General features: G+C 72.7%; 14 protein-coding genes and 1 tRNA gene. 3 read left to right on the plus strand and 12 right to left on the minus strand.

Annotation, left to right across the window (positions count from 1 at the left end; translation table 11 throughout):
* The first annotated feature begins 20 nt into the window (after positions 1-20).
* Positions 21-899 carry a trimeric intracellular cation channel family protein gene (locus C1N80_RS11350; RefSeq protein ID WP_137770862.1) on the plus strand — a complete coding sequence of 293 codons (879 nt, stop codon included), beginning with the start codon at positions 21-23 and terminating at the stop codon, positions 897-899.
* Between the two features lie 33 nt (positions 900-932).
* Here the strand turns inward: C1N80_RS11350 and aroD are convergent, their stop codons facing one another.
* The 7 genes from aroD to polA all read right to left on the minus strand — a co-directional run bounded on the left by aroD (position 933) and on the right by polA (position 10,157).
* Positions 933-1,724: a type I 3-dehydroquinate dehydratase gene (gene aroD, locus C1N80_RS11355; RefSeq protein WP_137770863.1), complete on the minus strand. Its 792-nt coding sequence runs from the start codon at positions 1,722-1,724 to the stop codon at positions 933-935.
* 5 nt (positions 1,725-1,729) lie between these two features.
* Positions 1,730-2,812: a 3-dehydroquinate synthase gene (aroB, locus tag C1N80_RS11360; RefSeq protein WP_137770864.1), complete on the minus strand. Its 1,083-nt coding sequence runs from the start codon at positions 2,810-2,812 to the stop codon at positions 1,730-1,732.
* The gene (locus C1N80_RS11365; RefSeq protein WP_240811111.1) at positions 2,809-3,363 is read right to left on the minus strand and encodes a shikimate kinase; all 555 of its coding nucleotides are present in this window, start codon (positions 3,361-3,363) and stop codon (positions 2,809-2,811) included. The genes aroB and C1N80_RS11365 overlap by 4 nt, the downstream gene beginning before the upstream one ends.
* Positions 3,360-4,598, minus strand: coding sequence for a chorismate synthase (gene aroC / locus C1N80_RS11370; protein WP_137770865.1), 1,239 nt, complete (start codon positions 4,596-4,598; stop codon positions 3,360-3,362). Before aroC ends, C1N80_RS11365 begins: the two co-directional genes overlap by 4 nt.
* 123 nt (positions 4,599-4,721) lie before the next feature.
* Positions 4,722-5,552, minus strand: a complete 831-nt coding sequence (locus tag C1N80_RS11375) for an HAD-IIA family hydrolase (RefSeq protein ID WP_137770866.1) — start codon at positions 5,550-5,552, stop codon at positions 4,722-4,724.
* A gap of 131 nt (positions 5,553-5,683) precedes the next feature.
* Positions 5,684-7,174 (minus strand): 30S ribosomal protein S1, encoded by a 1,491-nt coding sequence (gene rpsA / locus C1N80_RS11380; protein ID WP_137770867.1) that lies wholly within the window; start codon positions 7,172-7,174, stop codon positions 5,684-5,686.
* A gap of 247 nt (positions 7,175-7,421) precedes the next feature.
* On the minus strand, positions 7,422-10,157 hold the full coding sequence (gene polA / locus C1N80_RS11385) for a DNA polymerase I (protein ID WP_137770868.1): 2,736 nt from the start codon (positions 10,155-10,157) through the stop codon (positions 7,422-7,424).
* A gap of 92 nt (positions 10,158-10,249) precedes the next feature.
* Here polA and C1N80_RS11390 point away from each other — a divergent pair, with 92 nt between their 5' ends.
* Positions 10,250-10,729 carry a hotdog fold thioesterase gene (locus tag C1N80_RS11390; protein WP_137770869.1) on the plus strand — a complete coding sequence of 160 codons (480 nt, stop codon included), beginning with the start codon at positions 10,250-10,252 and terminating at the stop codon, positions 10,727-10,729.
* A 48-nt stretch (positions 10,730-10,777) separates the two neighbouring features.
* Here C1N80_RS11390 and C1N80_RS11395 read toward each other — a convergent pair whose 3' ends face one another.
* Together C1N80_RS11395 and C1N80_RS11400 are read right to left on the minus strand one after the other, a co-directional pair.
* On the minus strand, positions 10,778-12,139 hold the full coding sequence (locus tag C1N80_RS11395; RefSeq protein ID WP_137770870.1) for an ABC transporter substrate-binding protein: 1,362 nt from the start codon (positions 12,137-12,139) through the stop codon (positions 10,778-10,780).
* An 85-nt stretch (positions 12,140-12,224) separates the two neighbouring features.
* The gene (locus C1N80_RS11400) at positions 12,225-12,875 is read right to left on the minus strand and encodes an ANTAR domain-containing response regulator (protein ID WP_137770871.1); all 651 of its coding nucleotides are present in this window, start codon (positions 12,873-12,875) and stop codon (positions 12,225-12,227) included.
* 150 nt (positions 12,876-13,025) lie between these two features.
* Here C1N80_RS11400 and C1N80_RS11405 point away from each other — a divergent pair.
* A tRNA-Leu gene (locus tag C1N80_RS11405) sits at positions 13,026-13,108 on the plus strand.
* Positions 13,109-13,195: 87 nt separating this feature from the next.
* Here the strand turns inward: C1N80_RS11405 and pyk are convergent.
* The 3 genes from pyk to gltB all read right to left on the minus strand — a co-directional run bounded on the left by pyk (position 13,196) and on the right by gltB (position 20,816).
* Positions 13,196-14,665, minus strand: a complete 1,470-nt coding sequence (gene pyk / locus C1N80_RS11410) for a pyruvate kinase (RefSeq protein ID WP_137770872.1) — start codon at positions 14,663-14,665, stop codon at positions 13,196-13,198.
* 99 nt (positions 14,666-14,764) lie between these two features.
* Positions 14,765-16,243, minus strand: a complete 1,479-nt coding sequence (locus C1N80_RS11415) for a glutamate synthase subunit beta (protein ID WP_137770873.1) — start codon at positions 16,241-16,243, stop codon at positions 14,765-14,767.
* Positions 16,236-20,816 (minus strand): glutamate synthase large subunit, encoded by a 4,581-nt coding sequence (gene gltB, locus C1N80_RS11420; RefSeq protein ID WP_137770874.1) that lies wholly within the window; start codon positions 20,814-20,816, stop codon positions 16,236-16,238. The genes C1N80_RS11415 and gltB overlap by 8 nt, the downstream gene beginning before the upstream one ends.
* Positions 20,817-20,865: the final 49 nt, after the last annotated feature.

Raw genomic sequence — 20,865 nt, forward strand, 5'->3', positions numbered from 1 at the left:
GGGCGACTACCGTCGGGCCCGTGGATCCTCTGCAGCTCCTGGTCTCCAACGACCTCCTGCGCGCCCTGGACCTGCTCGGCGTGTTCATCATGGGCGTCGCGGCGGGCGCCCTCGCCGCGCGCCTGAACTTCGACGCCGTGGGCTTCGCGATCATCGGGATCGTCGCGGCCCTGGGCGGCGGGATCGTGCGCGACCTCGTGCTGGACTACGGCACGCCCGCGGCGTTCTCCGGTGCCGGCTACCTCACGTGCGCTCTCGCGGGCTCCGCGGTCACCTTCCTGCTCTCCCCCGAGGGCGCCTGGTGGCGGCACCTCGTGACGGTGCTGGACATCATGGCGATGGCGCTCTGGGCCGCGACCGGCACCGCGAAGGCCATCGGCTACGGCCTGGACCCGCTGCCGGCGATCCTGCTCGGCGTGACGAGCGCGGTGGGCGGCGGGGTGATCCGGGACGTGCTCGTGGGGCGGATCCCGGCGATCTTCGGCGGCGGCCCGCTCTACGCGACGGGCGCCCTGCTCACCGCCGTGGGCACGTGGGGCGTCGTGGCGCTGCACGTGCCGGCCGCGTGGGTGCTCGTCGCGGTCGCCGCAGGGGCCCTGCTCGCCGGGCTCGCCGCCTGGCGGCGCTGGACGCTCCCCGCGCACGGCGGCTGGCAGGTGACGATGTCCGCGGCGCAGATGAAGGCGTTCGTGCGACGGGTGCGGCGCAGCGAGCGGTCCCGCGTCGCCGCGGAGACCGGCACGATCCCCGTGGTCGGCGTCGGCCACGACGACCTCGCGGACGACGTCACGATCGACGACGACGACGCCGCCGCGTACGAGGACCGGGTGCTCGGCCAGGACGTCGCCCTCGACGGCATCAACCCGTTCCGGGACTCCACCGATCCCGAGCGGCGCTGATCCCGTCCCCGCTCCCCCGTCGGGACCCGGGGCTCAGGGACGCAGCAGGTCCAGGAGACGGGAGACGTCCTCGGCATCCAGCTGACCGGGGGCCGAGGCCTCGCCCGCGCTCGCGAAGGTCGCCGCGCTGCCGAAGGTCTCCGCGGCGACCCGGCTCACCGCGCCGAGCGACCCCATGGAGATCGCGAGGTGCGGCCCCGCCGCGTCGGCCGCGACCGTGAGGCTCGCCCCGAGCAGCGCGAGCACGTCCCGCGGATCGCGCGGGGTCACGGCGACCTTGGGGAGGTCCGCTCCGAGCGCCCGCTGACCGCGCAGGATCTCGACGATCCGCGCCTCCTCCGGGGTGCCGGCGAAGTCGTGGAAGGAGCCGACGACGGCCACCACGCGCGCACGGGCCGCCTCGGCCACGGCGCGCACGGCGCCCGCGTCCCGCGCGGTCTCCACGTCGACGAGGTCCACGAGCGGCGCGCCGTCCGGGGCGGAGGCACGGATCGCGCCGATGAGCAGGGCCGCGAGATCCTCGTCGGCGATCTCCCGGTCCCCGCCCTCGGCGCTCGTGCGCAGCGTGAGCAGGAGCGCGCGCTCCTGTCCCAGCGCCTCCCGCACCCCGGGCAGCGCCGCGAGCACGGCCGCCCGGTGCTCGGCGGTGCCGGCCCCACGGGCGAAGCGGTCGGTGCGCCATTCGACGATCCGCGCCGGCGCCCGCCGGGCGGCCGCGAGGTGGCCGTGCAGCGCGGCCTCGTCGTCCCCGGCGACGGGCACGATGATCTCGGGCCGACCGGCGCCGAGCTCGACGCCGCGGACGGTGAGGGTCGGGGAGGCCACGGCGGTCAGTCCGCGGTGACGGCCGCGTAGGCGGCGAGCAGGAGGGCCGGGTCCGGTCCCTCGAGGCGGCTGACGGTCCCGATGCGGTCCAGGACCACGAAGCGCAGCACGCCCGCGCGGGTCTTCTTGTCCCGCTTCATGGCGTCCTCGAGCTTCGGCCACTGGCGGTCGCGGTAGGTCGTCGGCAGTCCGAGGGAGGTGAGCACGGCGCGGTGGCGGTCCACGTCCGCCTCGGAGAGCTTCCCCGCGAGGTGCGAGAGCTCCGCGGCGAACATCATGCCGACCGCGACGGCGGCGCCGTGGCGCCACTGGTAGCGCTCGTTGCGCTCGATCGCATGGCCGAGGGTGTGGCCGTAGTTGAGGATCTCGCGGTTCCCCTGCTCGGTGAGGTCCTCGGAGACCACGCGGGCCTTGATCCGGATCTTGCGCTCGACGACCTCCCGGAAGGCGTCGGAGGTGACGTCGAGGACGGCCTGCGGGTCCTCCTCGATGATCTCGAGGATCCGCTCGTCGGCGATGAAGCCGCCCTTGACCACCTCAGCGAGCCCCGCGGCGACGTCGTTCGCGCCGAGGCCCGCGAGCACGTCGAGGTCCTCGACGACGGCGATCGGCGGGTGGAAGGCGCCCACGAGGTTCTTGCCCTCGGAGGTGTTGATCCCGGTCTTCCCGCCGACGGCGGCGTCGACCATCGCGGCGACCGTGGTGGGCACCTGGAGCACCGCGATGCCCCGCAGCCAGGACGCGGCGACGAAGCCCGCGAGGTCCGTCGCGGCGCCGCCGCCGAGACCGATCACGAGATCCTGGCGGCCGATCTCGGCCTGCCCGCACACGCCCCACAGGAACCCGGCGACCTGGGCGGTCTTCGCCTCCTCGCCGTCGGGGACCTCCGCGGCGAAGGCCTCCCGGCCGGAGCCGACGAGGCTCTCGCGGATCTGCTCGGCGACCTCCCGCAGCGGCGGCTGGTGCACGATGAGCACGCGACGGGTCGCCTCGGGCACGAGCGCCGGGATCTCGGCGAGGAGACCGCGGCCCACGAGCACGTCGTAGCCGCCGGTCGGTGTGGTCACGGGGATCGTGGTGGTGCTCATGCGTTCTCCTCCTCGGCGCCGGGAGCCGACAGCCCCAGCGTGCTGATGATCGTGCGGGCCACGTGCCCGGGGCTGCCGCGGCCGGCGTCGACCCGGTGCGCGGCGAGGTCGCGGTACACGGGGCCGCGCTCCTGCATGAGGCGCCGCCAGCGCTCGAGCGGGTCGTCCCCCGCGAGCATCGGCCGGCCCGCGCCGCGGCCCAGGCGTCGCGCCGCCGCCTGCTCGTCGATCTCGAGCAGCACCACGGGCCGGCCGCGGAGCCGCTCCCCGGACTCCGGGCGGAGCGGAGCACCGCCGCCCAGGGCGAGCACCCCGGGCCGCTCCTCGAGGGCGCGGGCGAGGACCTCCGCTTCGAGCGCGCGGAACCCCTCCTCCCCACGATCCTCGAAGATCTCCGGGATGCCGCGGCCGGCGGCGGCGACGATCAGCTCGTCGAGATCGGCGAAGGGGACGCCGAGCCGTGCGGCGAGGGAGCGCCCCACGCTCGTCTTCCCCGCCGCCATCGGCCCCATGAGGATGACGAGCGGCCCGGTCACGGGCCCGTCGCTCACGAGGCCGGATCCGGGCGCCGTGCGCTCAGGTGCTCCTGCAGCTCCGCGGTGCCCGCGAGGTGCGCGCGGATCTCCTGGACGCTGTCACCGCCGGCCTTCTCGAGGAGGGCGTCGGCGAGGGTCAGCGCGACGACGGCCTCGGCGATCACGGCGGCGGGGGCGACGGCGCACACGTCCGAGCGCTGGTGGTTCGCGGTGGCCTCGCCGCCGGTGGCGACGTCGACGGTGCGCAGCGCGCGCGGGACGGTCGAGATCGGCTTGAGGGCGCCGCGCACGCGGATCACCTGGCCGTTGCTCATGCCGCCCTCGAGACCGCCGGCGCGGTTCGTGACGCGGCCGAAGCCGTCCTCCTGCGGGACGAGGATCTCGTCGTGCGCGGCGGAGCCACGGCGGGCGGCGGTCGCGAAGCCGTCGCCGATCTCCACGCCCTTCATCGCCTGGATCGACATGACGGCCTGGGCGAGGCGGCCGTCGAGCTTGCGGTCCCACTGCGTGTGCGAGCCGAGGCCGACGGGCACGCCGTAGGCGAGGACCTCGACGACGCCGCCCAGGGTGTCGCCGTCCTCCTTCGCGGAGTCGACCTCCGCGACCATCGCCGCGGAGGTCTCCGCGTGGAAGCAGCGCAGCGGGTCCTCGTCCAGGCGAGAGACGTCCTCGGGGGCGGGGAGCGGGGCGTCCTCGGGGACGCGCACGGCGCCCACGGAGAGCGTGTGGGAGACGAGGCGGATGCCCGCGGCCTGCTCGAGGAGGGCGGCGGCGACCCGGCCGGCGACCACGCGCGCGGCGGTCTCGCGGGCGCTCGCGCGCTCGAGCACGGGACGGGCGTCCTCGAAGCCGTACTTGAGCATGCCGGAGAGGTCGGCGTGACCGGGGCGGGGGCGCGTGAGCGGCCGGTTCCGGGCGATCTCCCGCTCGTCGCCGGTGCCGGCGTCCACCACGAGATCCTCGCGCGGCACCGGGTCCGCGCTCATGACCTTCTCCCACTTGGGCCACTCGGAGTTCGCGATCTCGATCGCGAGCGGGGAGCCGATCGTGAGCCCGTGGCGGAGACCGCCGTGGATCGTGAGCACGTCCTGCTCGAACTTCTGACGGCTCCCGCGGCCGTGGCCGAGGCGACGCCGTGCGAGCGCCGCCCGCAGGTCGTCGCCGGTCAGCTCGATCCCGGCGGGGACGCCGTCGAGCAGGGAGATGAGGGAGGGGCCGTGGGATTCCCCGGCCGTGAGCCAGCGCAGCATGGCCCCGATTCTCTCACGTCGCCGCAGGCCCCGGCCCCCTCGTCCAGAGCGCGGGGGCGGCCCGGCGGCCGGACCCCGGAGCGCCGGGAGCGCCCGTCTCCCCGGCGCCGGGCCCGGACCGGGTCAGTCCTCCCCCAGCTCCTCGGAGATCCCGGGGGTGAGCTGCTCGACGAGCGGGACGACGTCGGCGATGCCGTCCAGCACGACGGTGGGCCGGTAGGGGTACTGCGCGATCTGGTCCGCGCGCGTCGAGCCCGTCATCACGAGGATCGAGCGCATGCCAGCCTCGAGGCCGGACTTCACATCGGTGTCCATCCTGTCGCCGATCATCACCGAGGTCTCCGAGTGCGCCCCGATCCGGTTCAGCGCGGTGCGCATCATGAGCGGGTTCGGCTTGCCCACGTAGTACGGGGAGATCCCCGTCGCGGCGGTGATCATCGCGGCGACGGAGCCGGTGGCCGGCAGCGGGCCCTCGGCGCTCGGCCCGGTCACGTCGGGGTTCGTGGCGATGAACTTCGCGCCCTGGCCCACGAGGCGGATCGCCCGGGTGATCGCCTCGAAGGAGTAGGTGCGGGTCTCGCCGAGCACCACGAAGTCGACGTCGGTGTCGGAGAGGATGAAGCCCTCCTGGTGCATGGCGCTCGTGAGCCCGGCCTCGCCGATCACGTAGGCGCTCGCCCCGGGCTCCTGCTCCGCGAGGAAGCGGGCGGTCGCCAGCGCGCTCGTCCAGATCGACTCCTCGGGCAGCTCGATGCCGGCGCGGGAGAGGCGCGCCGCGAGATCGCGCGGGGTGAAGATCGAGTTGTTCGTCAGCACGAGGAAGGGCCGACCGCATCGCTGGAGCTCGGCGATGAACTCTGCCGCGCCGGGGAGGGCGGACTGCTCGTGGACGAGCACGCCGTCCATGTCGGTGAGCCAGCTGTGGATCGGGGACTCGTCGAAACCGGTGTTCATGCCCCTAGTGTGCACGTCCGCGAGGACTCGCGGCGACCCGCCCCTCCCCCGGGACGCGGAACGGCCCGACCCCCTCCGGGGATCGGGCCGTTCCTCAGGCGTACCCGCCGGAGCGGGCGCTGATCAGGGGATCAGTTGCCGGTGAGCTTCGCGCGGAGCGCCGCCAGCGCCTCGTCGGAGGCGAGGGTGCCCTCGTCCGACGACGCCGACTGGTAGGACGCCTGCGCCGGGGCCGCGGGGGCCGAGGAGGACGAGGAGCTCGAGGCGCTCGCCGCCGGGGCGTTCGCGGACTCCTCGTCAGCCTTGATGGCCTCGGCGACCTGGGTCTTGTGCGCGGTCCAGCGCTCGTAGGCGGCCGCGTACTGGGCCTCCCACTCCTCGCGCTGGGCGTCGTAGCCCTCGAGCCACTCGTTGGTCTCCGGGTCGAAGCCGTCGGGGTACTTGTACTCCCCGTTGGCGTCGTACTCGGCGGCCATGCCGTAGAGCGCGGGATCGAAGGTCGAGTCGTCGCCCTCCGGGTCCACACCCTCGTTGGCCTGCTTGAGGGACAGCGAGATCCGGCGACGCTCGAGGTCGATGTCGATGACCTTGACGAAGACGTCCTGGTCGACGGTGACGACCTGCTCGGGCAGATCCACGTGGCGCTGGGCCAGCTCGGAGATGTGCACGAGGCCCTCGATGCCGTCCTCGACGCGGACGAACGCGCCGAAGGGGACCAGCTTGGTGACCTTGCCGGGCACGACCTCGCCGATGGCGTGGGTGCGGGCGAAGAGCTGCCAGGGGTCCTCCTGGGTCGCCTTCAGCGACAGGGAGACGCGCTCGCGGTCCATGTCGACGTCCAGGACCTCGACCTTGACCTTCTGACCGACCTCGACGACCTCGGACGGGTGGTCGATGTGCTTCCAGGACAGCTCGGAGACGTGCACGAGGCCGTCCACGCCGCCCAGGTCGACGAACGCGCCGAAGTTGACGATCGAGGACACGGCGCCCTCGCGGACCTGGCCCTTCTGGAGGGTCTGCAGGAAGTCGGAGCGGACCGCGGACTGGGTCTCCTCCAGGTAGGCGCGGCGCGACAGGACCACGTTGTTGCGGTTCTTGTCGAGCTCGATGATCTTCGCCTCGATCTCCTGGCCGACGTACGGCTGCAGGTCGCGGACGCGGCGCATCTCGACGAGGGAGGCGGGGAGGAAGCCGCGCAGACCGATGTCGACGATGAGGCCGCCCTTGACGACCTCGATGACGCGACCGGTGACGACGCCCTCGTCTTCCTTGATCTGCTCGATCGTGCCCCAGGCGCGCTCGTACTGGGCGCGCTTCTTGGACAGGATCAGCCGGCCTTCCTTGTCCTCCTTCTGGAGGACGAGGGCCTCGATCTCGTCGCCGACGCCGACGACCTCGCCGGGGTCGACGTCGTGCTTGATGGACAGCTCGCGCGAGGGGATGACGCCCTCGGTCTTGTAGCCGATGTCCAGGAGGACCTCGTCGTGATCGACCTTCACCACGGTGCCCTCGACGATGTCGCCATCGTTGAAGTACTTGATGGTGGCATCGATGGCGGCCATGAGCTCGTCGGCGCCGCCGATGTCGTTGATGGCGATCTGGGGGGTCGTGGTCTCGGTCATGTAGTCAGGAACTCCGTCGGGACAGGAATGAGTAGGTACGGTGGACGTGCAGTGCCCGGTCGGGACCACCCTGATCCGTGCTCGGGCTGAGCCGTGCTCGGGGGTGATCCGTGGGGCGGATCGATGCGCGTAGGCGCACAGACCCCCGTCACCCTACCAGCCGCGCCCGCTCCGTGCGAGGACGCAGCCCTCCCCTGCGAGGATGCGGACTGTGACCTCCTGCACTCGGTCCGGGCCGCCCACGGGATCAGTGGGCGGCGGCGAGCCAGTCCTCGCCCACGCCGATGCCCACCTCGAGCGGCACCGAAAGCGTGTACGCGGAGCCCATCCCCTCGGCGACGAGCTCGCGCAGCCGCTGCTCCTCGCCCTCGGCGACGTCGAGCACGAGCTCGTCGTGCACCTGGAGCAGCACCCGTGAGGTGAGGCCGTGCTCGCGCAGCAGCGCGTCCACCCGCAGCATGGCGAGCTTGATGATGTCCGCCGCGCTGCCCTGGATCGGGGAGTTCAGCGCGACCCGCTCGGCGTTCTCGCGGCGCTGGCGGTTGTCGCTCGTGAGGTCCGGGAGGTAGCGGCGGCGGCCGAGGATCGTCTCGGTGTAGCCGGTCGCGCGGGCCTTCTCGACGCTCTCGCGGAGGTAGTCCCGCACCCCGCCGAAGCGCTCGAAGTAGCCGTCGCGCAGCGCCGTCGCCTCGCCCTGGGAGATGCGCAGCTGCCGGGAGAGCCCGAAGGCGGAGAGCCCGTAGGCGAGGCCGTAGCTCACGGCCTTGGTCTTCGAGCGCATGGCGCCGTCGACCTCCTCCGGCTCGACGGAGAACACGCGCGAGGCGACGAAGCGGTGGAGATCCTCCCCCGAGTTGAAGGCCTCGATGAGCCCCTCGTCCTCGGAGAGGTGCGCCATGATCCGCATCTCGATCTGCGAGTAGTCCGCCGTCATGAGCGAGACGTAGCCGTCGGAGCGGCGGAAGGCCGAGCGGATCCGGCGTCCCTCCTCGGTGCGGGCCGGGATGTTCTGGAGGTTCGGATTGTTCGAGGAGAGCCGGCCGGTCGCCGCGATGTTCTGGTGGAAGGTCGTGTGGATGCGCGAGTCCGCGGCGATGAACCGCCGCAGGGTGTCGATGATCTGCCGCATCTTCGTCACGTCACGGTGCGCGAGCAGGTCCACGAGGAAGGGGTGCTGCGTCTTGTCGAGGAGGTCCGCGAGGGTCTCCGCGTTCGTGCTGTAGCCCGTCTTCGTGCGCCGCCCCTTGGGCAGGCCCAGGCGCTCGTAGAGCACCTCCTGGAGCTGCTTGGGCGAGCCGAGGTTGATGCGATCGCCGTCGAGGTGGGAGAAGGCCGACTCGGCGACCTCCGCCTGCCGGGTCTCGTGCTCGGCGTCGAGCTCCGCGAGCACCGCGTCCTCGGTCGCGATCCCGGTGGCCTCCATGACCCGGATCACCTGGGACAGCGGCAGCTCGAGGTCGTCGTGCAGGGAGGTCGCCCCGCGCTCCTCGAGCTCGGCCCGCAGCAGCTCCGCGAGCCGCCGCACGGCGTCCGCCGTGCGGCCGAGCTGCTCGGCGCCGCGGGCGGCGGCGTCCTCGTCGCCCGCCCCGAGGTCGAGCTCCTGCTGCGCTGCAGCGGTCGTGACCTGGAGGTCCTCCTGGAGGTGGCGCAGCGCGAGCGCGGCCACATCCACGGGGCGCTGGTCGGGACGGCACAGGAACTCGGCGATCGCGAGGTCCGTCGCCCATCCGGCGACCTCGAGCCCGCGCCCTGCCAGCTGATGGTTCGCGAGCTTCGTGTCGTGCGCGGACTTCGGGATCCCGGCGTCCGCGAGCCAAGCGGCGAGTGCCCGCTCGGCGGTGTCGTCCAGCCCGGCGAGGTCGATCACGGCGATCGACTCCTCGGTGGCGAGCGCCAGCTGGTGCGCGTCGCCCTCCCCGAGCTCCCAGCGTCCCTCCACGACGAGCGCGGCGCCGCCGGCGAGCTCGCCCTCGAGCAGGGCGGGCAGCTCCTCGGAGCCGGGGCGGGAGATCGGCGGCAGCTCGCGCGCGGCCTCGGCGGCCGCGTCCTCCGCGGTGCTCGCGTCGAGCAGCACCGCCGGGAGGTCCTTGCGGATGGTCGGACCGAACGCGAGCTCGTCGAAGACGGCGCTCACGGCCGCGGCGTCGCCGCGGCCCAGCACGCAGCCCTCGAGCGGGGGGAGGTCGAGATCGGTGACGGCGGCGTTCATCCGGCGGTTGCGCTCGACGTCCTCGACGTGGTCGCGCAGGGACTGGCCCGCCTTGCCCTTGATCTCCTCGGCGTGGGCGAGGATTCCCGGGAGGTCGCCGTACTGCACGATCCACTTCGCCGCGGTCTTGGGGCCCACGCCCGGCACCCCGGGGAGGTTGTCCGCCTGCTCGCCGACGAGGGCGGCGAGGTCCGGGTAGCGCTCCGGCGGGATGCCGTACTTCTCCTCGACCGCCGCCGGGGTCATGCGCTTCATCTCGGTCACGCCCTTGACGGGCTGGAGCAGGGTGACCCGCTCCCCCACGAGCTGGATCGCGTCGCGGTCGCTCGAGACGATCGAGACCTCGATGCCCTCCGCGGCGTTGCGCGTGGCGAGGGTGGCGATGATGTCGTCCGCCTCGTAGTCCGGCACGGTGTGCCAGGCGACGCCGAGCGCATCGAGCACCTGCTGGATGAGGCCGATCTGCCCCTTGAACTCCTGTGGGGTCTCGTCGCGGCCGGCCTTGTACTGGTCGTAGATCCGGTCGCGGAAGGTGCCGCCGGGCAGGTCGAAGGCCACGACCACGTGGGTGGGCCGCTCCGACTGGACGACGTTGAAGATCATGCGCGTGAACCCGTAGACGGCGTTCGTCGCCTGCCCGCGGCCGTCGCTGAAGCCGTCCGCCGGCAGCGCGAAGAAGGCGCGGAAGGCCATCGCATGGCCGTCGATGAGGAGGATGCGCCGCTCCTCGGGGTCGGTGGTCCCGGGGACGTCGGTGATGTCGCTCGCGCTCATGGCGAGCATCCTCCCACGCCCGGGCGACATCCGCCCGTCCGCCGCGGCAGGCTCCGCCCGCGCGGGCGGGTCGGTTGTGGCACGCTCGGGACATGGACGAACAGCTCCCCCGCCCTGTGGCCGAACGTGATCCCGGCACCCCGCTCGCCGCGATCCCCGAGGCCCTCCGCACCCAGCTCGAGGAGTCCACGCGAGGCACGCTCGTGGAACGCCTGGGCATGCGCCTGGTCTCGCTCGGCGCCGACGGCGGCGTCATGACGATGCCGGTCGCGGGGAACACCCAGCCCGCGGGCCTGCTCCACGGCGGGGCGACGATCGCGCTCGCGGAGTCCGTCGCGTCGTTCGCGGCGATCCTGCGGGCCCGCGAGGTGCACGGCGAGGGGGCGCAGGCCGTGGGGACCTCCGTCTCCGCGCTCCACCACCGCTCGGGGAGGTCGGGCGAGGTGCGTGCCGTGTGCACCGTGCGCCACGCCGGCCGGCAGACGGCCAGCTACCTCGTGGACGTGCACGACGAGGCCGGTGCGCTCCTGAGCACGATCACCGTGCAGACCATGCTCCTGCCGCCCCGCTGAGTCGACGGCCCCGGCACCGGCGCCGGCACCGGCAATGGTCACCGCTGCTCAGGCAGGGATCTCGAAGCCCGTCGTGGAAGGCGCCTCGAGCGCCCCGGTCCCGGTGAAGGAGTACGTGCGCAGCTGCCCCGTGCGGGCGTCACGATCCGCCCCGAGCTCGATCGCGCCGGACCGCCCCTGGTAGGAGACGGTGGTCGTGCCGCCCGCGATCAGCGCGTCGCGCAGCGCCGAGCGGCACGTCCCGTAGTCCTCGCACTCCTCGGCGCCCGTGAGCACCACGGGCACCTGGGCGGCGATCGCCGTGCCCTCCACGGACAGCGCCTGGTACGCGGCGAGGCAGAGGATCACGACCGCGTCGTAGGCCTGCTGGGAGTAGGCGTAGCCGCTCTTCTGGAGGGTCGAGTCCGCATTGAGCATCATGTTCACGTGGACCTCGGTGAGATCGCCGCCGGGCTCGTAGCCGGTGGCGCGGGTCATCGCCTCGGCGACCAGCCCCGCCTCGGACTGGTCCACGGTGCCGCCCGGGGAGAGGCGCACGGGCAGCTGGAGGTCCGAGCGGCCGTTCTCGTCCGTCGTGGCGTCCTGGAGGGCGGAGAGCAGCGCCCCGGACTCCGGGCCGCCGTGGACCACGAGCAGGGCGGGCTTCTTCTTGATGATCTGCCCCGCGAGCTTCCCCACGTCGCCGAGCTTCCCCGGCTCGTGGAAGGACTCCAGGACGATCGAGCCGGACATCGGGTCGAGGATCAGCTTCATCTCGTCGCGGAGGCTGTGGCCCTGCGCGGTGTCCTCGGAGACGATCGCGACGGTCCCGGGGCGGCCCCCGCGGTCGCTCGACCCGGACCACGCCTCCTCGGCGTAGAGCGCGGCGATCGCCCGCGTGCTCGGTGCGAGGCGGAACAGCAGGCCCGCGTCCTGCACCGCGTCGTCCCGCACGCTCATCCCCGCCGTCGCGACGTCGATGACCACCATCCCGGCCTCGGCGAACAGGGGCATCGCGGCGACGAGCGCGTCCTCGTCCAGCGAGCTGACGACGGCGGTGACACCCTGCTCCTGCCAGTCGGCGACCAGCCCGGCGAGGTCCTCGCCGGCCGTCTCCTGGACGTGGCGCTCCGGACCGGTGACCTCCTGGCCGAAGAGCCCGTCCCAGCGGGCGTCGACGTCCGTGAGCGCCTCCTGCACCGCGAGGGAGATCGGACGCTCCCACTGCGCGGTGCGTCCGTGGGAGGCGCCGATCGAGGCGATCACGAGCGGGGTCTCCGGCTCGCCGAGGGCGACACCGGTGGGCGGCGGGGTGGTCGCCTGCCGGCGACCGCGACCGCGGGAGGGCAGCTGGTCGCAGGCGGAGAGCGCCCCGACCCCGAGCGCCCCGATCCCGAGCCCGCGCATGAGGCGGCGACGTGAGATGGCCATGGTCCCCCCGCTCCTCGTGGTGCGCCGCTCCCCCGCGGCACGACGGGAGGGCCGTCCCGCCCTCAGGGCGCGGACGGCCCTCGCGTCACTCCTTGGACTGCCCGCCGAGCTGGTCGACGACCGCGTCGGCGACCTCGCGCATCGTGAGACGACGGTCCATGGACGTCTTCTGGATCCAGCGGAAGGCCTCGGGCTCCGAGAGGCCCATGTTGGTCTGCAGCAGGCCCTTCGCGCGGTCCACGCGCTTGCGGGTCTCGAACCGCTCGCCGAGGTCCGCGATCTCGGACTCGAGCTGCACGATCTGCTGGTGGCGGGAGATCGCGATCTCCACGGCCGGGAGCAGGTCCGCCGGGGTGAAGGGCTTGACCACGTAGGCCATGGCGCCGGCGTCACGGGCCCGCTCGACGAGCTCGGTCTGGGAGAAGGCCGTCAGCATGACGACCGGCGCGAGGTTCTCCTCGCCGATCCTCGCCGCGGCGGTGACGCCGTCGGTCTGCGGCATCTTCACGTCCATGACGACGACGTCGGGTCGCAGCTCGCGGGTCTTCTCCACGGCGCTCTCGCCGTCGCCCACGGCGGCCAGCACCTCGAAGCCCGCCTCGGTCAGGGTCTCGACGATGTCCATGCGGATGAGGCTCTCGTCCTCCGCGACCACCGCCGTGCGGCGGGCGGCCGCGTCCTCGGTGCCGGTCTGCTCCGGGGCGTCGTCGGGAAGCGTGGTGGTGTCGTCGTTCATGTCACCCTGTGTCTCGGGAAAGGGTCCCGCACCTGCCGCGGGAGCGGTGCTCCGCGCTGCACGTCGGCAGCGCGCGGCCGCGCTCGGCGGTGCACGGGACGGATGGTCATCGGCGCTATCCTAGTCCAGCCCCGTTTCCGGGGTGGACGAGCCGGATTGGCGGAATGGTAGACGCGGCGCACTCAAAATGCGCTGTCCGTGAGGGCGTGCGGGTTCGAGTCCCGCATCCGGTACCGCGGCGAGGGGCGCCTGCCCCGCCGAGGACGCCACGACGACGCCCCCGGAGGGCCCTCGCGGGCCCTCCGGGGGCGTCGTCCGTGTCAGTTGTCCAGACCGGAGGCGATGCGGTCCGCCTCGATGCGGGCGGACTCGGTGCCGTCGAGGTCACCGATGCGGTGCACGCGCAGCGTGTTCGTCGAGCCGTGGACCCCGGGGGGCGAGCCGGCGGCGACGATGACGAGATCGTTCTTCTGCAGGCCCTTCTGCTCGCGCAGCAGCTCGTCCACGACGGAGACCATCGCGTCGGTGTCCTTCTGCATCGGGACGAGGTGCGTCTCGGTGCCCCAGGACAGCTCGAGCTGACGCGCGACCTCGGGGTACGGGGTCAGCGCGATGAGGGGGATCGTCGGGCGCAGGCGCGCGAGACGACGGGCCGTGTCACCGGACTCCGTGAAGGTCACCAGGTACTGCGCGGAGAGCTGGTCGCCGATCTCCGCCGCCGCACGGGTGATGGCGCCGCCGCGGGTGTGCGGGATCGTGCCGAGCGGGAGGATGCGGTCCGCACCGTTCTCCTCGGTGTTCGTGATGATGCGGGCCATGGTCCGCACCGCCTCGAAGGGGTACTTGCCGACGCTGGTCTCGCCGGAGAGCATGACGGCGTCCGCGCCATCGAGGATGGCGTTGGCGCAGTCGGAGGCCTCGGCGCGGGTGGGGCGCGGGCTCTCGATCATCGACTCGAGCACCTGGGTCGCGACGATGACCGGCTTGGCGTTGCGGCGGGCCAGCTCGATCGCGCGCTTCTGCACGAGCGGGACCTGCTCGAAGGGGAGCTCGACGCCGAGGTCGCCGCGGGCGACCATGATGCCGTCGAAGGCACCCACGATCGAGCGCAGCGCACGCACGGCCTGGGGCTTCTCGATCTTCGCGATGACCGGGACGCGGCGCCCCTCCTCCTGCATGATCCGCAGCACGTCGTCCATATCGTGCGCATCGCGCACGAAGGACAGCGCGATGAGGTCCGCACCGAGGTTCAGGCCCCAGCGGAGGTCGTCGATGTCCTTCTCGCTCATGGCGGGGACGGACACGGCGACGCCGGGGAGGTTGATGCCCTTGTTGTTGGACACGGGCCCGGGGACCTCGACGACCGTGGTGACGTCGGTGTCGGAGACGTCGGTGACGCGCACCGAGACCTTGCCGTCGTCGATCAGGAGCACGTCGCCGGGGCGGCAGTCGCCCGGGAGGCCCTTGAAGGTCGTCGAGACGCGGTCCCTGGTGCCGACGATGTCGTCGACCGTGATCGTGAAGGTGTCACCCACCTCGAGGAAGTGCGGGCCGTCCTCGAACTTCCCCAGACGGATCTTGGGGCCCTGCAGATCGACGAGGATCGCCACGTTCTGGCCGAGGTCCTCGGCCGCGCGCCGGATGTTCGCGTACACCTGCTCGTGGTCCGCGTGAGAGCCGTGGCTGAGGTTCATCCGGGCGACGTTCATCCCGGACTCGATCAGGGTACGGATCTGCTCATACGTGTTCGTCGCCGGACCGAGAGTGCAGACGATCTTCGCTTTTCGCATGTCAACCCATCTGTTGTTCCTGTAGGGGCCGCGGGCCAGGGCGGAGTGGGGACGCTCCGCCTCGGGGGACGCAGCATCGCGTGATCAGAGCCTAGTCTTTCACACCGTGAGCGCGGTCTCCCCGGCGTGGACAGGCGCCGGGAGGGAGCTCGCGCCCATGAGGTGACGGTCCACCGCGGCGGCCGCGCTGCGACCCTCCGCGATCGCCCAGACGATGAGGCTCTGACCGCGCGCGCAGTCGCCCGCGGTGAAGACGCCGGGGACGCTCGTCTCCCAGCTGTCGTCGTGCTCGATGTTGCCGCGGGAGGTGGTCACGAGACCGAGCTGCTCGACCAGACCCTCCTGCTGCGGGCCGGTGAAGCCCATGGCCACGAGAACGAGCGTCGCCGGGAGCACCTGGTCGGTGCCCGGGGTCGGGAGCCGCTTGCCGTCGCGGTACTGGGTCCGCGCCACGCGCAGGCCCGTGACGGCGCCGTCCTCGTCGACCTCGAAGCCGGTCGTGGAGGCGAGGAAGGAGCGGTCGCCGCCCTCCTCGTGCGCGGTCGTCACCTCGAAGAGCACGGGGTGCGTGGGCCACGGGTGCGATTCGTCGCGCTCGACCGGCGGCTGGGTGCCGATCGCCAGCGTGGTCACCGAGCGCGCGCCCTGGCGCAGAGCGGTGCCCAGGCAGTCGGCGCCGGTGTCGCCGCCGCCGATGATGACGACGTCCTTGCCCTCCGCGGAGATCGGCGCCTCGAGCGTGTCCCCCTCCACGAGCCGGTTGGCCTGGGTGAGGTACTCCATCGCCGGGAAGATGCCCGCGGCCTCGCGGCCGGGGACGGGCAGGTCGCGCGGCGCGGAGGAGCCCGTCGCCACGAGCACCGCGTCGAAGCGGCTGCGCAGCTCCTCGACGCTCATCGCGCCCTCGCCGCTGCCGCCCACGTCCACACCCGTGCGGAAGCGCGTGCCCTCGGCCCGCATCTGCTTCAGCCGGCGGTCCACGTGGCGCTTCTCGAGCTTGAACTCCGGGATGCCGTAGCGCAGGAGGCCGCCGATGCGGTCGTCGCGCTCGAGCACCACGACCGAGTGGCCCGCCCGGGTCAGCTGCTGCGCGGCCGCGAGGCCCGCGGGCCCGGAGCCGACCACGGCGACCGAGCGACCCGTCTGGCGGCTCGCCTCGACGGGCTGGACCCAGCCCTCGTCGAAGGCGCGGTCGATGATCGACACCTCGACGTTCTTGATCGTCACCGCGGGCTGGTTGATGCCGAGCACGCAGCTGGACTCGCAGGGCGCGGGGCAGGCGCGACCGGTGAACTCCGGGAAGTTGTTCGTCGCGTGGAGCCGCTCGGCGGCCTCCTGCCAGTCGCCCCGGTACACGAGGTCGTTCCACTCGGGGATGAGGTTGCCCAGCGGGCAGCCCTGGTGGCAGAACGGGATGCCGCAGTTCATGCAGCGTCCGGCCTGCCGGGACACGACGTCGAGGGTGCCCTTCTCGCGGGCCTCGTAGACCTCGCGCCAGTCCATGAGGCGCACGGGGACCGGGCGACGCTCGGGGAGCTCACGCTCGCGGTACCGCAGGAATCCGCGGGGATCAGCCATGGGTGGCCTCCATGATGGTGTTCCAGACTTCGTTCGAATCGGGGTCGATCCCGGCGGCGAGGGCGTCCTCGCGGATGCCGGTGATCTCGAGGAACGCGCGCGGCGCGATCTCGGTGAGGCGCGCGAACAGCTCGTCCTCGTCCGCGAGCAGCGAGGCCGCGCGGTCGGAGCCCGTGCGCCGGGCGTGCTCACGGATCGCGGAGACCACGAACTCCCGGTGGTCCTCGCGGACCGGGGAGATCTCGAAGGTCGCGGCGTCCGCGGGGTTCAGGTCGTTCTCGTCGAGGTCGAGCACGAAGAGCGTGCCGCCGCTCATGCCCGCGCCGAGGTTGCGGCCGGTGGGGCCGAGCACCAGGACGACGCCGCCGGTCATGTACTCGGCGCCGTGGTCGCCGATGCCCTCGACCACGAGCGTCGCGCCGGAGTTGCGCACACCGAAGCGCTCGCCCGCGGCGCCCGCGAGGAACAGCTTCCCGCTCGTGGCGCCGTAGGCGCAGGTGTTGCCCGCGATCGCGGCGGAGGTCAGCGAGCCGGTCGTCCCGCGGCCGTGGCCCACGGCGACGATGCCGCCCGAGAGCCCCTTGCCCACGTAGTCGTTCGTGTCGCCCGTGAGCTCGAGGGTCACGCCCGCCGGGAGGAAGGCGCCGAGGCTCTGGCCGCCGGTGCCGTCGAGGTCGAGCACGATCGCGTCCTCCGCGAGGCCCGCGCCGCCCGTGCGGCGAGTGACCTCGTGGCCCAGCAGGGTGCCCGTCGTGCGCTGCACGTTGCGGATGGAGCCGGTGATGCGCACGGACTCCTGCTCCCCCTCGATGACGGGGAGCGCCTGCTCGATCCACGGGTGGTCCGCGGCGAGGTCGAGGTGGTGGTCCTGCCCGCGACGGCGGCGCGGGAAGTCGCCCTCCATGATCGTGGGTGCCGCGAGGATCGCCTCGAGGTCGAGCCCGCGGTGCTTGGCGCGGGCGAGCTCGCTGCGGGAGCGGTCGTCCTCGGCGAGGCCCAGCAGGTCGGTGCGGCCCACCGCCTCGTCGAGGGAGCGCAGCCCCAGCGCCGCGAGGTGCTCGCGCACCTGCTCGGCGATGAACTGGAAGAAGGTCACGACGTGGTCGGCGTGCCCGGTGTAGCGGGCGCGCAGCTCAGGGTTCTGGGTCGCGACGCCCACGGGGCACGTGTCCAGGTGGCACACGCGCATCATGACGCAGCCGGAGACGACGAGCGGGGCGGTCGCGAAGCCGTACTCCTCGGCGCCCAGCAGTGCGGCGATGACGACGTCGCGCCCGGTCTTCATCTGACCGTCGACCTGGACGGTGATGCGGTCCCGCAGACCGTTCAGGAGCAGGGTCTGCTGGGTCTCGGCGAGGCCCAGCTCCCAGGGCGTGCCCGCGTGCTTGAGCGAGTTCATCGGGCTCGCGCCGGTGCCGCCGTCGTGCCCCGAGATGAGGACGACATCCGCATGCGCCTTCGAGACGCCGGTCGCGACCGTGCCCACCCCGAAGCGGGAGACGAGCTTGACGTGGACGCGGGCCGCGGGGTTCGCGGACTTCGCGTCGTGGATCAGCTGGGCGAGGTCCTCGATCGAGTAGATGTCGTGGTGCGGCGGCGGGGAGATGAGACCGATCCCGGGGGTCGAGTGACGGGTCCGCGCGATCCATGGGTAGACCTTCTCCGGCGGGAGCTGGCCGCCCTCGCCGGGCTTCGCGCCCTGCGCGATCTTGATCTGGATGTCCTTGGCGAAGCTGAGGTACTCGCTCGTCACGCCGAAGCGGCCCGAGGCGATCTGCTTGATCGCGCTGCTGCGCTCGGGATCGTGCAGGCGCTCGGGGTCCTCGCCGCCCTCACCGCTGTTGGACATGCCGCCGAGGCGGTTCATCGCGATCGCGAGGGTCTCGTGCGCCTCCTGCGAGATCGAGCCGTAGCTCATCGCACCGGTCATGAAGCGCTTGGTGATCGACTCGACCGGCTCGACCTCCTCGATCGGCACCGGGTTCAGCTGGCCGGTGCGCAGGCGCAGCAGGCCGCGGATCGTCATGAGCCGCTCGTGCTGGTCGTCCACGGCGTCCGTGTACTTCCGGAACTCGTCGTAGCGGCGGCTGCGGGTCGAGTGCTGGAGGCGGAAGACGGTCTCCGGGGTGAACAGGTGCGGCTCGCCCTCGCGACGCCACTGGTACTCGCCGCCCACGGGGAGGCGGCGGTGCGCGAGCTGGTCGCCCTCGACGGGGTACGCGAGCGCGTGGCGCGCCGCGTTCTCCTTCGCGACGACCTCGAGGTCGATGCCGCCGATCCGGGTCGTGGTGCCGGGGAACCAGGTCTCCGCGAAGTCCTCGGCGAGGCCCACGGCCTCGAAGATCTGCGCGCCGCGGTAGGAGGCGACCGTCGCGATGCCCATCTTCGACATGATCTTCAGGACGCCCTTGCCGAGCGCGTAGTTGAGGTTCGCGACGGCCTTCTCCGGGGTCACGTCGCCGAGGACGCCGCGGCGCACGAGGTCCTCGACGCTCTCCATCGCGAGGTACGGGTTCACGGCGCTCGCGCCGTAGCCGATGAGCAGCGCCGCGTGGTGCACCTCGCGCACGTCGCCCGCCTCGACCACGAGCGCGGCGCGGGTGCGGCGACCGGTGCGCACGAGGTGGTGCTGCACGGCCGAGGTCATGAGCAGCGAGGGGATCGGGGCGAGCAGCGCGTTGGCGTCGCGGTCGGTGAGCACGAGGAAGGTCGCGCCCGCGTCGATCGCGGCGACGGCCTCCTCGCAGATCTCGTGGAGCCGCTCCTCGAGCGCCCGCGCTCCGCCGGCCACGTGGTACAGCCCCTTGAGGCGCGCGGCGCGGAAGTCCGCGGTGCCCTCGAGCGTGTGGACGCCGTAGATCGTGGCGAGCTCGTCGTTGTCGATGATCGGGAAGTCGAGCGAGAGCTGGCGCGCGTGCTCCGGCGTCTCGTCGAGCAGGTTGCCCGAGGCGCCGATGGTGACGCCGAGGCTGGTGACGATCTCCTCGCGCAGCGAGTCGAGAGGCGGGTTCGTCACCTGCGCGAACATCTGCGTGAAGTAGTCGAACAGGAGCCGCGGGCGGTCCGAGAGCACCGCGATCGGGGTATCGGTGCCCATCGCGCCGAGCGGCTCCGCGCCCTTGGCGGCCATGGGGGCGAGCAGCACCCGCAGCTCCTCCTCCGTGTAGCCGAAGGTCTGCTGGCGGCGCACGACCGAGGAGCGGGAGTGGACGATGTGCTCGCGGCGCGGGAGGTCCGCGAGGCGCACCTTCTGCTCGGCGACCCACTGCCCGTAGGGCTGAGCGCTCGCGATCTCGTGCTTGACCTCGTCGCTCGGGACGACCTCGCCGCGCTCGAGGTCCACGAGGAAGATCTCGCCGGGGGCGACGCGGCCGGTGCGGGCGATCCGCTCGCGGGGCACGTCGAGCAGGCCGGTCTCGGAGCCGAGGACGACGAGGTCGTCCTCGGTGATCCAGTAGCGCAGGGGGCGCAGTCCGTTGCGGTCCAGACGGGCGCCCACCTGGGTGCCGTCGGTGAAGACGAGCGAGGCGGGGCCGTCCCACGGCTCCTGGAGCGCCGCGTGGTACTCGTAGAAGGCGCGCAGCTCGGGGTCCATGTGGGGGTCGTTCTCCCACGGCTCCGGCACGAGCATCATGAGCGCGTGCGGGAGGGAGCGGCCCGAGAGGTGCAGCAGCTCGAGGACCTCGTCGAGGCTCGCGGAGTCGGAGGCGCCCTCGCTGTTCACGGGCAGCAGCCGCGAGAAGTCCTCCCCGAACACGTCGGTGGACATGACGCCCTCGGCCGCGCGCACGCGGTTGCGGTTGCCGATGACGGTGTTGATCTCGCCGTTGTGGGCGAGCACGCGGAAGGGGTGCGCGAGCGGCCAGGCGGGGAAGGTGTTCGTCGAGAAGCGCGAGTGGACGACCGCGAGCTCGGTGGTCATCCGCGGGTCGGCGAGGTCCGGGTAGAAGTCCGCGAGCTGCTGCGGGGTGAGCATGCCCTTGTAGACCATGACCCGGGTGGAGAGCGAGGGGAAGTACGCGCCGGTCGTGTGCTCGAACCGGCGGCGCACCGCGAAGGCGGCGCGCTCGAGGGCGAGGCCGGTGCGCTCCCCCGCCGCGTCGACGAGGAAGACCTGCTCGAAGCGGGGCTGGACGGCGGCCGCCGAGGGGCCCACGAGCCCTTCGACGATCGGGACCTCGCGCCGGCCGAGGACGCTCAGGCCCTCCTCCCGGGCGATCGTGTCGAGGGCCGCGAGGGCCTCGCCGCGGGCGGCGTCCTCGCGGGGAAGGAAGCCGATGCCGGCCGCGTAGGCGCCTCGCTCGGGGAGCTCGAGGCCGGAGACCTCGCGGAGGAAGGCGTCGGGCATCTGCAGCAGGATGCCCGCGCCGTCGCCCGTGTTCTCCTCGGCGCCCACGGCGCCGCGGTGGTCGAGGTTGAGCAGGGCGGTGAGCCCGGCCTCGACGATGTCGTGCCCGGGAGTGCCGCGGAGGGTGGCGACCATGGCCACGCCGCAGGAGTCGACCTCGCTCTCGGGCCGGTAGAGGCCCTGAGCGGGAGGGAGGCTGGAGAAGCGGGAGTCGAGGGGGATCATGCGGGACCCTTCAGGGTTCGGCCGACGGCCAGGGCGCGTCGGGAGGGAC

This window comes from Brachybacterium sp. SGAir0954 (assembly GCF_005490785.1).
GTDB lineage: Bacteria > Actinomycetota > Actinomycetes > Actinomycetales > Dermabacteraceae > Brachybacterium > Brachybacterium rhamnosum.